The 14,858-nt window shown below is 66.6% G+C and carries 11 protein-coding genes; all 11 read right to left on the bottom strand.

All coding sequences use genetic code 11. The features are described 5' to 3' along the window. On the bottom strand, positions 1-1,750 hold a 1,750-nt coding region (locus AruCF_RS04635), incomplete at its 3' end, for a PepSY-associated TM helix domain-containing protein (protein WP_254431168.1). Then, on the bottom strand, positions 1,747-2,028 hold the full coding sequence (locus AruCF_RS04630; RefSeq protein ID WP_049072278.1) for a DUF3649 domain-containing protein: 282 nt from the start codon (positions 2,026-2,028) through the stop codon (positions 1,747-1,749). The genes AruCF_RS04630 and AruCF_RS04635, both read right to left, overlap by 4 nt. A gap of 23 nt (positions 2,029-2,051) precedes the next feature. Then, positions 2,052-2,684, bottom strand: coding sequence for a DUF4198 domain-containing protein (locus AruCF_RS04625; RefSeq protein ID WP_049072277.1), 633 nt, complete (start codon positions 2,682-2,684; stop codon positions 2,052-2,054). A 148-nt stretch (positions 2,685-2,832) separates the two neighbouring features. Next, positions 2,833-5,334, bottom strand: a complete 2,502-nt coding sequence (locus AruCF_RS04620) for a TonB-dependent siderophore receptor (protein WP_144419088.1) — start codon at positions 5,332-5,334, stop codon at positions 2,833-2,835. 90 nt (positions 5,335-5,424) lie between these two features. Further along, on the bottom strand, positions 5,425-6,378 hold the full coding sequence (locus AruCF_RS04615) for a DUF4880 domain-containing protein (protein ID WP_054416817.1): 954 nt from the start codon (positions 6,376-6,378) through the stop codon (positions 5,425-5,427). Further along, the gene (locus tag AruCF_RS04610) at positions 6,371-6,904 is read right to left on the bottom strand and encodes a sigma-70 family RNA polymerase sigma factor (RefSeq protein WP_049072275.1); all 534 of its coding nucleotides are present in this window, start codon (positions 6,902-6,904) and stop codon (positions 6,371-6,373) included. The genes AruCF_RS04615 and AruCF_RS04610 overlap by 8 nt, the downstream gene beginning before the upstream one ends. Positions 6,905-7,024: 120 nt before the next feature. Continuing rightward, a complete protein-coding gene (zapE, locus tag AruCF_RS04605) occupies positions 7,025-8,116 on the bottom strand; it encodes a cell division protein ZapE (protein WP_049072273.1) in 1,092 nt (363 codons plus the stop codon). Positions 8,117-8,192: 76 nt separating this feature from the next. Beyond that, positions 8,193-9,620 carry a dihydrolipoyl dehydrogenase gene (gene lpdA / locus AruCF_RS04600; protein WP_049072272.1) on the bottom strand — a complete coding sequence of 476 codons (1,428 nt, stop codon included), beginning with the start codon at positions 9,618-9,620 and terminating at the stop codon, positions 8,193-8,195. Between the two features lie 120 nt (positions 9,621-9,740). Beyond that, the gene (gene odhB, locus AruCF_RS04595) at positions 9,741-10,973 is read right to left on the bottom strand and encodes a 2-oxoglutarate dehydrogenase complex dihydrolipoyllysine-residue succinyltransferase (RefSeq protein ID WP_049072270.1); all 1,233 of its coding nucleotides are present in this window, start codon (positions 10,971-10,973) and stop codon (positions 9,741-9,743) included. A 103-nt stretch (positions 10,974-11,076) separates the two neighbouring features. Beyond that, a complete protein-coding gene (locus AruCF_RS04590; protein ID WP_049072268.1) occupies positions 11,077-13,944 on the bottom strand; it encodes a 2-oxoglutarate dehydrogenase E1 component in 2,868 nt (955 codons plus the stop codon). A 329-nt stretch (positions 13,945-14,273) separates the two neighbouring features. Continuing rightward, entirely contained in the window at positions 14,274-14,744 is a 471-nt protein-coding gene (locus tag AruCF_RS04585; RefSeq protein ID WP_049072267.1) for an Lrp/AsnC family transcriptional regulator, read from the bottom strand. Positions 14,745-14,858: the final 114 nt, after the last annotated feature.

The raw sequence follows: 14,858 nt of genomic DNA, 5'->3' as shown, positions 1-14,858 counted from the left end.
CATCGGAAGGAGAAGGCGGCGGCTCCAGCGCGGTGGCGGCGCGGCGGCGCGCCTGGGCCTGGGCCTGGGCCTGGGCCTGGGCCTGGGCCTGGACCTGGGCCTGGGCCTGGGCCTGGGCCTGGACCTGGACCGGGGCCGGGACGGGCACGGCGGCGGGCGTCGCGGCCCGCGCCCGGGCCGGCGTCTGGGTGGAGCCCTTGGCCGACGCCTTGCGCGCCCGGGCCGCCCGGCGTGCCATCCAGCCCAGCAACAGCGCGCCAGCCAGGCAGGTCAGGTCGAACCCGGCCATGACCCAATCGCCCGCCGGCAGCGACACGCCGAGGTGACGCGAGGTGGTCAGGGCATTGACCACCGGCACCAGCGCCAGCGAGGCGGCGGCAATCGTGAGCAGGTCAACCCACTTGCGCCTGTGGAACAGGAACGCATACACCAACGACAGGCCCCAGGCGGCGAAGAACGCACGCACTTCCCACAGCTGGCGGCCCGGCAGGTCGGTCGGCACCAACCGGTTGGCCCAGAAGAACGCGGCCACCGCGATGAACAGGCCGGCGATGGTGCCGGCGTTCAGGCCGTCCACCAGGCGCAGCGAGAAGGCCTCGCGCGCACCGGGACGCGCCTTCTGGCGGCGCTTGGCGATCCACAACACCAGGCCGGAACCGACCATGCCTGTGCCCGCCAGGCTGACCAGGAAATAGAACCAGCGCAGCAGCGGCTCGGCGAACAGGCCCAGGTGCAGGCCGACGACCACGCCGGCGGTGCGCACGGTGGGGCTCAGTTCGTCCTGCCCTTCCAGGAAGGCGCCGGTGACGCCATCAAAGCGCGCATAGGGCGCGAGCCGGCCGTACGACACGCCGTCCGCCGCATCGCGCGTCAAGGTGACGGTGGCGCCGGCATCGCCCGGGTTGTTGACGGTCACGCGGCCCACGCGGCCATGCCAGCGCTGCTGCACCTGATCCACCAGCGGCGCAAGCGCGACGAGGGGCGCGGCCTCGTTGCGCGGCGGCGTGACCTTGAAGGCCGCGAACACGTCGTCGGAATACTGTCGCGGGTTTTCATAGACCGCCATGATGCCGGCGGGCATCAGCATGGCCATGAACAGCACCAGCCCGCTGAAGGTGATCATCAGGTGGAACGGCAATCCCAGAACCGAGAGCGCGTTGTGGCCGTCCATCCAGGCCCGCTGGCCGCCCTTCTTCGGGCGGAAGGTGAAGAAGTCGGCGAAGATCTTCTTGTGCGTGATGATGCCGCTGATGATGGCCACCAGCATGAACATGCCGGCGATGCTGGCGAGCCAGCGCCCCCACGGAAAGGCCGTTTCGAGTTCGAAATGGAAGCGGTAGAAGAAATCGCCGCCGCGCGTCTCGCGCCCGGCGACGGCCTGGCCGGTCCGCGGGTCGAGCTTGACGCGCACGAAGCCGCGCTCGCCCGGCTTGGGCTTGGGCGCCTGGTACAGCAGCTGGATCAGCGGTTCGCGATCGGTTGGCGGCGTGATGAACCAGCGCTTGGCGTCGGGCGCGTGCTCGGTCAGGTAGCGCTGGGCCATGGCCACGGATTCGAGCGTGGGCGCGGCCTGCGCCTGGATCTCGGGCTGCATCCAGCGGGTGATCTCGGGACGGAAGAACGACAGCGTGCCGGTCAGGAACATCGCGAACAGCACCCAACCGAAGATCAAGCCCGACCAGGTGTGCAGCCACGACATGGATTGGCGCAGGCCTTCTTCGCCTTGCGCTTTTCCTTTGGCAGGTTTCATGCCGCCCCCACCATGCGGCCGATCAGGAACAGGCCGCCGAATAGCGCCGCCGGCAACAGGATGCCGGCCCAGGCGCGCCAGGCGTTGCGGGTGGCGAACACCCAGATGACGCCACAGGTGTAGACCACGAAGGCCGACATCTGCGCCGTGACGACGGCGTCGGCGCGCTGCATGGGCAGCCAGACGGCCAGGCAGGCCGCGGCCGCCGAGGCCAGGCCGTAGCCGCCGAGGATGGCGGCCAGGGCCCGCGAGGCCACGGCCAGACGGTAGCGCATCATGCCTGCGCCGGCTGCGGGAGCTTTCACTTGGTCACGTTGAAGGTCAGGGTGGAAACGTAGCGGATCTTGGCGTAGGCCTTGCCATCGGCCTCGCCGGCCTTGTCCTCGACGTGGGCGGCTTCCAGCACGTACTGGCCCGGCCACGGCGTGGTGATCTCGATGCGGCCGTTCTCGTCGCTGCGGAAACGCTTTTCCCACTTGGGCGGGCCGAACACGGTGACTTCGGTCTTGGCCAGCGGCTTGCCCTTGAACTGCAGCACGAAGGTGTTGCTGCCCGCGGCGGCCGGCACCAGTTCCAGGTCGAGCTTGCCCTGGGTGTCTTCGCGGCCGGCCTTGGCGCCGTACTGCATCAGCGTGTCCTTGAACTGGATCGGCTGCGACAGGCGCACGTCGCCCTTGCCGCTGGCGGCGAACTCGACGAAATCCGCGCCCTCGGCCGACGCCTTGAGCGCCTTGCCGTCGGCGCCGGTCACCACCGGCGCCACCAGGACCTTGCCCAGCAGGCCGTCGCGCTTTTCACGCAGGTCGTCCGCCCATTCGCCGAAGTACGCCTTTGCCGGGCCCTGGTCGGCCCGCTCGAGCCAGACGAAGTGCGCCTGCGCCGCGCCGGCGCTGCCCAGCAGCGCCATGGCTGCCAAAGTCCTTGCGAATTTCATTGTCGATTTTCCTGTTGTGAATGCCGGTCTGGAACCGCCCCGCGACGGCTCTCTCTCGGCAAGGGTCTGAATTATAACCATTCTCACTACGATGCGAGACTTTGCGTGCCTGCCCGTCCACGGCTACGCCGCGGACGGGCCGTCCTGTCTACCAGCGATAGCGCAGGCTGGCCTTGATCGAGCGCTGGTAGCCGTACCAGCACCACGAATCACCCGAGCACGACGCGATATATTCCTTGTCGAACAGGTTCTGCACGTTCAGCGCCACCTGCATGCCCTTGAGCGACGGCGACACGCGGCCCATGTCGTAGTCCAGCATCAGGTCGAACAGCGTCACCGACGGCACCTTCATGGTGTTGGCTTCATCCCCGTACGACGAACCGATGTAGCGCACGCCGCCGCCCACGCCCAGGCCGGCCAGCGGACCGCCTTGCAACTGGTAGCGGGCCCAGGCCGATGCCTGCTGCGACGGCACGCCCACCGGCGCCTTGCCCTTGAGGTTCAGCCCCGTGGTGCCGGGGTTGGACTTGGAATAGGCGTTGTCCAGCAGTGAATAGCCCGCCATCAGCGTCAGCCCGCGCAGGGGTTCGGTCTTGGCTTCGAGCTCGATGCCCTGCGTGCGCAATTCGCCCGACTGGATCTGGCAGCGCGCGTTGGACGTGCCGCACAGATGCGTCGGGTCCGGATCGGTGGTCAGCATGTTTTCGCGGCGGATGTCGAACGCGGCCACCGACAGCAACGTCGCGCTGCCCGGCGGCTGGTACTTGATGCCGACCTCGTACTGGTTGCCCTCGATCGGCTTGAACAGCGCGTTGTTCCAGCCCGTGCCCGACTGCGGCTCGAACGATTCCGAGTAGCTGAAGTACGGCGCCACGCCGTTGTCGAAGTTGTAGATCACGCCGAAACGGCCGGTGAAGGCCTGCGCGCGCAACGACGAGGGCGTGGTGCGGCCGGTGGCGATGGCGGTGCTTTCGCCGACGTTGCGCGACCAGTCGTAGCGCCCTCCCAGCAATACCGACAGGCGGTCGATCTTGATCTGGTCCTGTAAGTACAGACCGGTCTGATATTGCGTGGTGGTGGCATCGGTGGAAAACGCCGGCACCGGGATGTCCTGGTGGTTGTCGGGGTTCATCACATTCAGCGCGGGCGCGCTGCCGAAGCCGGACAGCGTGTCGGTCTTGACATGCTGGTAGTCCAGGCCCAGCAGCACGGTGTGGCCAAAGGCGCCGGTGTTGAAACGCGCCTGCAGGTTGTTGTCGATGGTCAGGGCGCCGACCTCGACATCGGTGGCGATCGCGGCCCGCTGCTGGTACAGGTAGCGGCTGTCGGTGTAGCCGTAGAAGCGGCTGGATGCGCCATAGACGCTGCGGTACTTGGCGTCGGAATGGGTCCAGCGCAGGCTCTGCGTCGCCTTCAGGGCATCGCTGAAACGGTGGTCCAGCACGTAGCCGAGCGAATAGCTCTTGCGGTCGCTCTTCTCGAAATTGGCGTCGCCGTCGTAGTAACGCGGCGACAGGCGGATGCCGTCCGGCGCCGATAGCAGGGTGCGCATCGGCGGCGCGGCGCCATACGACCCCATGTCGGGATCGCGCTGGAAGTTCGTCAGCACGGTGAGCGAGGTGTCGCCGTTGGGCTTCCACGTGAAGGCCGGCGAGACGAAGTAGCGGCGCTCCTTGGTGTGGTCGATCTGGCCGTCGGACATGTAGCCCGATCCCACCAGGCGATACAGGTACTTGCCCTCCGCGTCCAGCGGGCCGCCGAAGTCGAAGTTGGCGCGCCGGTAATCGTAGTTGCCAACCTGAAGCTCGACTTCATGCAGCGCTTCTTCCAGCGGCCGCTTGCTGACCTGGTTGACCACGCCGCCCGGGCCGCCCTGCCCGTACATCACCGAGGCCGGCCCTTTCAGCACATCGACGCGCTCCAGACGATAGGCGTCCACCTGCGGCAAGGCATCGCGCCCGCCGAACACACGCAGGCCGTCCAGGTAGGTCGATGCGGAGAAGCCGCGCACGCTGAACTGGTCCAGCCGCGTGGCGGTCGCGCCGCGCGTTTCGGTCGCCACGCCGGGCGTGTAGCGCAACACCTGGTTCAGCGTCTGCGCGCCCTGTTCCGCGATCTGCTCGCGTGTGACCACGGACACGGATTGCGGCGTCTCGATCAGCGGGGTGTCGGTCTTGGTGGCGCTGACGCTGGCGCCGGCCACGTAGCCCACGGTCGGCGCGAAGGCGCTCAGGGAATTGGCCGACACCGTCACCGGCGCCAGCGTCAGCGTGTCGCCGGAGGGCGCCGCCACCAGCGTCCAGGAATTGCCCGCCTGGGCCCGCGCCTGCAGGCCACTGCCAGCCAGGATGCGGGCGAAGCCGGCGCCCACCGGATAGGCGCCGTTCAGGCCTTCGGACCGCAGGCCGCGCACCTGCGCCGGATCGAACGACAGCACCACGCCCGCGCTGCGCGCGAATTGGGTCAGCGCATCGCCCAACGGACCGGCGGCGATCTGATAAGTGCGCGGCGCCTGGGCCGCGGCGGGCGAGGCTTGCGCCCAGGCGGCGGGCGCGGCGGCCAGCCAGGCGCCGGCACAAGTGGCGGCAAGCACGGCCAGACGGCCGGCGGTCAACGATGCGCCCAGGCGCGGGCAAGATGAAGCGGACACGAAAAACTCCCTTGTACGTAGGTCTCTATGTCTGCCTTTCCGTACCAGGAAGGAAAACCTGCAATACATCGATCAGGAAATTTGTAACGCTCAGGCCGCGCGTGGCCCGACCTGCAGCCAGTACTGTGTGTGGCGCGTCACCACGATGGGCAGCGCCGGCTCCAGCGCCCGGAGCGCGCGCTCGGCGTCGTCCAGCGGGAACACGCCCGACAGCCGCAGGCCCGCCACCGCCGGGTCCACCCGGATCACGCCGACTCGCTGGCGCGCCAGGTAATCGGCGAAATGGTCCAGGCGCCAGTCCTTGGCCACCACCAGGCCGTCGACCCAGGCCAGGCGATCCGGATCGGCCGCCTGCCGCTCGACCCCGCCCAGGTCGTCGTAGCTCAGGCGTTCGCCCGCTTCGGCGGCCTGCGTCGACGCGCCATCGCGCAGCAAGGCGACACTGCCCTCGTAGACACCCAGCTGCAGGCCACCCGGCGTGCGGCGCACGTCGAAACGCGCGTTGTCCGCCAGCAGCACACCATGGCCGGTGTCCACGCGCACCGGGGCGGCGCCTGGTCGCGCCTGCGCGCTGACCAGGATCTCGCCGCGCAACAGGAGGACGCCGCGCGCGCCGCTTGCCCGCCGCAGCCGCAGCGCGCTGTCGCTGTTCAGGGTGACGTGCAGGCCGTCGGCCACCGCCACCGCGCGCCGTTCGCCGATGCCGGTGCTGACATCGGCGGCCAGGCGCTGCCACGGCGCATGCCGGTAGCCAGCCCAACCCGCCACGCCCACCCCAGCCAGCGTCAGCAAATTGCGCAGGGCCACGCGGCGGCCTGGCGTCGCCGGGCCGTCCAGCGCCGTATGCGCCAGCGCCGCCGGCACGCGGCGTGCATCGCGGCCGATCGTTTCCAGCCGCTCCCAGGCCTTGCGATGCGCCGGATCCTGCGCCAGCCAGGCCTGACAGGCCTCGCGCTCGCCGGCATCGGCTATGCCCGACTGCAAGCGCGCCCACCAGGCGATGGCCTGGCGCACCACCGCATCGGGCGGCATGGCGCTAGTCATAAAGCGCGGCATAGCAGGCCGACATGGCGCGCACCATGTACTGCTGCACCGAACTGAGCGACACGCCCAGCCGCTGGGCAATCTCGGGATAGGTCAGGCCGTCCAGCTGCGACAGCAGGAACGCCGAGCGCGCCTTGGCCGGCAGGCGGTCGAGCAGGCGATCGAGCCGCACCAGGGCCTGCATCTGCTCGGCCTGCGTTTCGGGCGACGGCGCATGGACCTCGGGCAAGGCGGCCAGATAAGCCAGATAGGCATGCTCCAACGCCGCGTGGCGCTGATGGTCGATCACCAGCCCCTTGGCGATGGTGGTCAGCAACGCCCGGGCCTCGCCCGCGCGAACCGTCTTGCGGCCCTGGATCACGCGCACGAACACGTCCTGCGCCAGGTCTTCGGCGCGATGCGCACAGCCGAGCTTGCGGCGCAGCCATCCGAACAGCCACGGCCGATGGTCCCGGTACAGGCCATCGACCTGCGTGGCGGGCGCATCGGCGCAAGAGGCCGGAGACGAAAGGAGGGGGGAAGACACGGGAAGACTGCGGCGCGGGACCAGAAGTCTTCGGATGTTAATTGATAATGACTTGCATTACCAATGCAAATGACGCAAATTGCGCCACGTCCGCCCGGCGGGCGGACGCTTGCGGCATAACTACAACGTTACGGTCAGGCGGCGTTCCGACTCGAGGTATTCGCGCGACTGCATTTCCAGGATGCGCGACACCGTGCGATGGAACTCATTGGCCAGCGCGCCCTCGGTGTAGATCTCTTCCGGCTCGCATTCGGCCGACATGATCAGCTTGACGCGATGGTCGTAGAACACGTCGATCAGCCAGGTGAAGCGGCGCGCCTCGGAAGCCTGGCGCGGCCCCATCCGTGGCACGCCGGACAGGATCACCGCATGGAAGCGGTTGGCCAGCTCCAGGTAATCGTTCTGCGAACGCGGGCCGCCGCAAAGCGTGGCGAAGTCGAACCACACCACCGAACCGGCCAGCGCCAGCGCACGGATCTCGCGATGCTCGATATGCAGCAGCGGCTCCTGTGGCGGCGTGTCGGCCAGGCTGTCGAAGGCCTGCTGCAAGGCCTGTTGCGCGCGCTCGTCCAGCGGCGTGTGATAGCACTGCACCTGCTCGAGCGAGCGGCGGCGGTAATCGACGCCGGCGTCCACGTTCATCACGTCCATGCGCGCCTGGATCAGCTCGATCGCCGGCAGCACGCGGTCGCGGTGCAGGCCGTCGGGATACAGCGTCGACGGCTCGTAGTTGGAGGTCATCACGAACGAGGTGCCGTACTCGAACAACTTGAACAGCAGGCGGTGCAGGATCATCGCATCCGCCACGTCCGACACGTGGAACTCGTCGAAACAGATCAGGCGGTAGCGCTTGGCCACGCGCCTGGCCACTTCGTCCAGCGGATCCTGCATGCCCTTCACTTCCTCCAGCTCGCGATGCACGCCGCGCATGAATTCGTGAAAGTGCAGGCGCGTCTTGCGCACCACCGGCACGGTGGCATAGAAGGCGTCCATCAGGAAGCTCTTGCCGCGCCCCACCCCGCCCCACAGATAGACGCCACGCGGCACATCGGGACGGTTCAGCAGCTTCTTCAGGGCGTTCGAGCGCATCGCCTTGAACTTGACCCACTCGTCGTAATAGCGCTGCAGCCGGTCGATCGCCTTCTTCTGGGCTTCATCGGGCTTGTAGCCGCGTTCGGCCAGGGCGTGTTCGTAGTATTCGCGGACGTTCATGGAGATGACACAGGCAAAAGAAAAAAAGGGCGGGTCCGAAAACCCGCCCCCTTTGGCAGAGCCGCAGCGTGGCGGATCAGAAGTTCAAGGCGCGCTTGTCAACGGCCAGGGCAGCTTCCTTCACGGCTTCCGACAGCGTCGGATGCGCGTGGCAGATGCGGGCGATGTCTTCGGCGGCGCCGCGGAATTCCATGATGGTCACGGCTTCCGAGATCAGTTCCGAGGCCATCGGACCGACGATGTGCACGCCCAGGACCTCGTCGGTCTTGGCGTCGGCGATCACCTTGGCAAAGCCGGTGGTGTCGCCCAGCGCGCGGGCGCGGCCGTTGGCCAGGAACGGGAAGCTGCCGGCCTTGTACTCGCGGCCTTCGGCCTTGAGCTGCTGCTCGGTCTTGCCGACCCAGGCGATTTCCGGCGAGGTGTAGATCACCCACGGCACGGTGTCGAAGTTGACGTGGCCGTGCTGGCCGGCGATGCGCTCGGCAACCGCCACGCCCTCTTCCTCGGCCTTGTGCGCCAGCATCGGGCCGCGCACCACGTCGCCCACCGCCCAGACGTTGGGCAGGTTGGTCTTGCAGTCGCCGTCCACGGCGACGAAGCCGCGCTCGTCGAGCTTCAGGCCCACGGCATCGGCGTTCAGGCCGCCGGTGTAGGGCACGCGGCCGATCGAGACGATCAGCTTGTCCACCACCAGCTTCTGCTCGGCGCCCTTGGCGTCGACGTAGGGCACGGTCACCGACTTGGCGGTCGCCTTGATCTCGCCGATCTTGACGCCCATCTGGATGTTCAGGCCTTGCTTGGTGAAGGCCTTCAGGGCTTCCTTGGCCACTTGCTGGTCGGCGGCGGCCAGGAACTCGGGCATCGCTTCCAGGATGGTGACTTCGGCGCCCAGGCGGCGCCACACGCTGCCCATTTCCAGGCCGATCACGCCGGCGCCGATCACGCCCAGCGTCTTCGGCACGGCGCCGATGTTCAGCGCGCCGTCGTTGGACAGTACGACCTTTTCATCGAACGGCAGGCCGGGCAGCTCGCGCGCCGACGAACCGGTGGCGACCACCACGTGCTTGGCAACCAGGTCTTCCTCGGCGGTGCCGGTGACCTTGATGGCCCAGCCGCCCTCGACCTGGCCGGCGAACGCGCCCTTGCCATGGAAGAAGGTGACCTTGTTCTTCTTGAACAGGTACAGGATGCCGTCGTTGTTCTGCTTGACCACCGAGTTCTTGCGGCCGATCAGCGTGTCGAGCTTCAGGCTGACGCCCTTGACTTCGATGCCGTGCTCGGCGAAGTGGTGGTTGGCCTGCTCGAAGTGTTCGGACGATTGCAGCAGCGCCTTGGACGGGATGCAGCCGACGTTGGTGCAGGTGCCGCCGGGAGCCGGGCCGCCTTGGCCATTCTGCCAGGCGTCGATGCAAGCCACCGACATGCCGAGCTGCGCGGCGCGGATGGCAGCGATGTAGCCGCCGGGGCCCGCGCCGATGACGACGACGTCGAATTGTTTGGACATAGTGTTCTCGCGAATGAGGAGGGAGTGAAACTCGCCCCGGCCCGCGCGAGCCGGCCCGTGGGGCCGGCCGGGCGCCGCCGACACACAGGTCGCGCGGGCGCCGGGCTCAGGGCGCCGAGATTACAGGTCCAGCAACAGGCGCTGCGGATCTTCCAGGGCGTCCTTCATGGCGACCAGGCCCAGCACGGCTTCGCGGCCGTCGATGATGCGGTGGTCGTAGGACAGGGCCAGGTAGTTCATCGGGCGGATGACGATCTGGCCGTTTTCCACCACGGCGCGTTCCTTGGTGGCGTGCACGCCCAGGATGGCCGATTGCGGCGGGTTGATGATCGGGGTCGACAGCATCGAGCCGAACACGCCACCGTTGGAGATCGAGAACGTGCCGCCGGTCATCTCTTCGATGCCCAGCTTGCCGTCGGCGGCGCGGCGGCCGAAGTCGGCGATGGTCTTTTCGATTTCAGCGATCGACAGTTGGTCGGCGTTGCGCAGGATCGGCACCACCAGGCCACGCGGGCTGCCGACAGCGATACCGATGTCGAAGTAGCCGTGGTAGATGATGTCCTTGCCGTCGATCGAGGCGTTGATCAGCGGGAACTTCTTCAGCGCGGCAACGGCGGCCTTGACGAAGAACGACATGAAGCCCAGCTTGATGCCGTGCTCTTTCTCGAACTTGTCCTTGTACTTGTTGCGCAGATCGATGACCGCTTGCATGTTCACTTCGTTGAACGTGGTCAGGATCGCGTTTTCCTGCTGCGATTGCAGCAGGCGCTCGGCGATGCGGGCGCGCAGGCGGCTCATCGGCACACGTTGTTCCGGACGGCCGTCCAGTGACAGCGTGGTCGGGGCGGGGGCGGCCGGGGCCTTGGCCGGGGCGGCCTTGGCGGCGGGGGCGCTCGCGTTCAGGGCGTCGCCCTTGGTGACGCGGCCGTCACGGCCGGTGCCGGCCACGTTGGCGGCGTCCACGCCCTTTTCGGCGAGGATCTTGGCGGCGGCGGGCGAAGCCACGCCGGCGGCGGCGGTCGAGGCGGGAGCGGCCGGGGCGGCGGCGGCTTGCGCGGCGGCCTTGGGCGCTTCGGCGGCGGGGGCGGTGGCCGGGGTGGCGGCGGCCTTGCCGGCGGTGTCGATACGGGCCAGGACTTCGCCCGAGGTCACGGTGCTGCCATCGCCCTTGACGATTTCAGCCAGCACGCCCGAGGCGGGGGCCGGCACTTCCAGCACGACCTTGTCGGTCTCGACTTCGATCAGGATTTCGTCCGCTTCGACGGCAGCGCCGGGCTGCTTCTTCCAGGTCAGCAGGGTCGCTTCGGAAACGGATTCGGAGAGTTGGGGGACGACGACGTCGGTGATAGCCATTTTGTTTATTCCGTAGAGTGTGTGTTCTGGACCGCGCGGCGCGGGCAAAGTTCGAAATTGGATTTCTGCAACTTGCCGCACGCCGCGCGTGCATCGGGTTGGGTTACTTGGTCAGCATGGCCTTGAACTTGGGCGCGAAAGCCGCTTCGATCAGCGCCTTCTGCTGCTCCTGGTGCTTGGCCAGGTAGCCCACGGCCGGCGAAGCCGACGCGGCGCGACCGGCGTAGCCCAGCTTCTGGCCTTCGACCATGTTCTCGTACACGTGATGCTGAACGTAGAACCACGGGCCCTGGTTCTGCGGCTCGTCCTGGACCCAGATCACTTCGGTGGCCTTCGGGTACTTGCGCAGTTCGGCTTCGAACGACTTGTGCGCGAACGGGTACAGCTGCTCGACGCGGACGATGGCGACGTTGTCGGCGCCACGTTCACGGCGGGCATTGACCAGATCGTAGTAGACCTTGCCCGAGCAAGCCAGCACGCGCTTGACCTTGGCGGCGTCGATGGCCTCGTCGACCTCGCCGATCACCGGGCGGAAGCTGCCGCCGGCCAGTTCGGTCAGGGGCGAGCCGGCGTCCTTGTTGCGCAGCAGCGACTTGGGCGTGAACAGCACCAGCGGCTTGCGGAACGGACGGATCATCTGGCGGCGCAGCACATGGAAGATCTGCGAGGCCGAGGTCGGCTGGATCACTTGCATGTTGTTGTCGGCGCACAGCTGCAGGAAGCGCTCGATGCGGCCCGACGAGTGCTCGGGGCCCTGGCCTTCGTAGCCGTGCGGCAGCATCAGGGTCAGGCCCGACTGGCGGCCCCACTTGGCTTCGCCGGAGCTGATGAACTGGTCGATCACGACCTGGGCGCCGTTGACGAAGTCACCGAACTGGCCTTCCCAGATGGTCAGCGTGTTGGGTTCGGCGCTCGAGTAGCCGTATTCGAAGCCCAGCACGGCCTCTTCGGACAGCACCGAGTCGATCACAGTGAACGGGGCCTGGCCTTCCGAGACATTCTGCAGCGGAATGTAGGTGCCGTCGTTCCAGCGCTCGCGGTTCTGGTCGTGCAGCACGGCATGGCGGTGCGTGAACGTGCCACGGCCCGAGTCCTGGCCGGTGATGCGGATGGCGTAGCCCGAGGACACCAGCGTGGCGAAGGCGAGGTGTTCGCCCATGCCCCAGTCCAGGTTCATTTCGCCCTTGGCCATGGTGCGGCGGTCGTTCAGCAGCTTGGCGACCAGCGGGTGCACCGTGAAGCCTTCCGGCACGGTGGTGATGCGCTCGCCGATGCGCTTGAGCTCGGCCAGCGGCACGGCGGTGTCGGCCTGGTCGGTCCACTTGGCGCCCAGGAACGGCGACCAGTCGATCGCGTACTTGCTCTTGTAGTCGGTCAGCACCGGTTCGATGGTGCGCTGGCCGTCTTCCATCAGTTGGCGGTAGTCCTTGACCAGTTGGTCGGCTTCGCCCTCGGACAGCACGCCCTGCGTGGTCAGCTTGTCGGCGTACAGCTTGCGCGTGCCGGGGTGATGGCCGATGCGCTTGTACATCAGCGGCTGCGTCAGCGACGGGGTGTCCTGCTCGTTGTGGCCCAGCTTGCGGAAGCAGACGATGTCGACCACGACGTCGTGGCGGAACTGCAGGCGGTAGTCCAGGGCCAGCTTGGTCACGAACACGACGGCTTCGGGATCGTCGCCGTTGACGTGGAACACCGGCGCTTCGATCATCTTGACGACGTCGGTGCAATACAGCGTGGAACGCGAGTCGCGCGGATCCGACGTGGTGAAGCCGATCTGGTTGTTGATGACGATGTGCAGCGTGCCGCCCGTGCCGTAGCCGCGGGTCTGGGCCAGGTTCAGGGTTTCCATCACCACGCCCTGGCCGGCGAAGGCCGCGTCGCCGTGCACCAGCACCGGCAGCACTTGCTTGCCTTCGGCGTCGCCGCGGCGTTCCTGGCGAGCGCGCGCGCTGCCTTCGACCACGGGGTTGACGATTTCCAGGTGGGACGGGTTGAACGCCAGCGACAGGTGCACCGGACCGCCACGGGTCGACAGGTCGCTCGAGAAGCCGTTGTGGTACTTCACGTCGCCGTCGGTGAGGCCTTCGGCGTGCTTGCCTTCGAACTCGGCGAACAGGTCGCCGGGCATCTTGCCCATGATGTTCACGAGCAGGTTCAGGCGGCCGCGGTGGGCCATGCCGACCACGATTTCCTGGACGCCGTTTTCACCGGCGTGGTTCACCACTTCGTCCATCGAGGCGATGAAGCTTTCGCCGCCTTCCAGCGAGAAGCGCTTCTGGCCGACGTACTTGGTGTGCAGGAAACGCTCGAGGCCTTCGGACTCGGTCAGTTGCTGCAGGATGTGGCGCTTTTCTTCGGCCGTGTAGGTCGGCGCACCCAGCGTGGTTTCCAGGCGTTCCTGGATCCAGCGCTTGGCGGCGGGGTCGGAGATGTGCGTGAATTCGGCACCGATGCTGCGGCAGTAGGTGTCGCGCAGCGCCTTCAGGATGTCGCGCAGCGTCATGGTGCTGGCGGTCGTGAAGTAGGTGTTGGTGGCCGAGTAGGTCTGGTCCAGGTCGGCTTCGGTCAGGCCGTAGAAGGCCGGATCGAGTTCGGGGATCGGCGGACGTTCCTGGCGCTTGAGCGGATCCAGGTCGGCCCAGCGCGAACCGAGCGAGCGGTAGGCGGCGATCAGCGATTGCACCGAGACTTGCTTGGAGGCGACGCTCAGGTCGGGTTCGGCGGCGCGTTGCACGAAGGCATTGGCCTTGGCGCGCTGGGCGAACGATTCGACGATGGGAGCGTGGGCCTGGTCGCGGGTGGATTCCTGGCCGTCGGTGGCGGGAGCGTGCTGCAGCTGGTCGAAGTATTCGCGCCAGTTGTCAGGTACCGAACCGGGGTTGTCGAGGTAGGCTTCGTAAAGCTCCTCAACGTAGGGGGCGTTTCCCCCAAACAAGTAAGACGTGGATAGGGATTCTATTTCCGAAGACATAATCGCTTCACCTTTACGAGTGCTTCACTCGATTACGATGCAGGAAAACCTTCCGCGACACGGGCTTCCCGTTTAGCGGATAGCAGGGGCAGAAGGCGCGTACAAGCCTTGAAAGCCGTATGCATGAAAGTATAACCCTTTGAGTTTACGGGCGTCTTTTTGCGATTGCGTGACGCAAAAGCGCGCCAGGAATGGTTTCATGCGGCGTTGGAATGTCCATGCAACCCCTGCAATTACGCCGTCTACGCGCCCGCAAATTCCGCGAACGAAAAATGCCGCATTGCGGCATTTTTTTCGATCCGTGCGCGAGGTGTTGCGCAATTGCCTCGTCAGAGCGGCAGTTCGGTGGTCGACAGGATCTCTTTCAGCACGAAAAAAGTGCGGATCTGGCGCACGCCGGGCAGCTTGATGATCTCGCCCGCATGCAGCTTGTTGAAGCGCTCCAGGTCGCGGATGCGCAGCATCAGGAAGTAGTCGAACTCGCCCGCCACCAGATGGCACTCGAGGCAGCCGCTGATGCCGCGCGCGGCCTGCTCGAAGTCGGTGAAGGACTCCGGCGTGGAGCGATCCAGCACCACGCCGACGATCACCAGCGTGGCCATCTCGACCTCGGCCGGTTCGAGCAGCGCCACCGTCTTTCTGATGATGCCCTCGGCCTTGAGCTTTTCCACCCGCCGCAGGCAGGCGGCGGGACTGAGATGCACGCGCGCGCTCAGATCAAGGTTGGTGATCTGGGCGTCCTGCTGCAGCAGGCGCAGGATCTGGCGGTCGATGCGATCCAGCCCGGCGATGGCGGCCATCTAATATGTCCCTATAAAATTTAATTTGGTTTTTATTTTTTATTCATAAATATTAAATCCAAAAATCGAATTTCCTAAAAATTTAAAAGGAAGAAGCCAAGAAAATACGCAATT

Source organism: Achromobacter ruhlandii (assembly GCF_002082135.1).
Lineage (GTDB): Bacteria > Pseudomonadota > Gammaproteobacteria > Burkholderiales > Burkholderiaceae_B > Achromobacter > Achromobacter ruhlandii.
The sequence above is the reverse complement of the archived record's forward strand: the minus strand, read 5'-3'. Positions and strand labels throughout refer to the sequence as shown.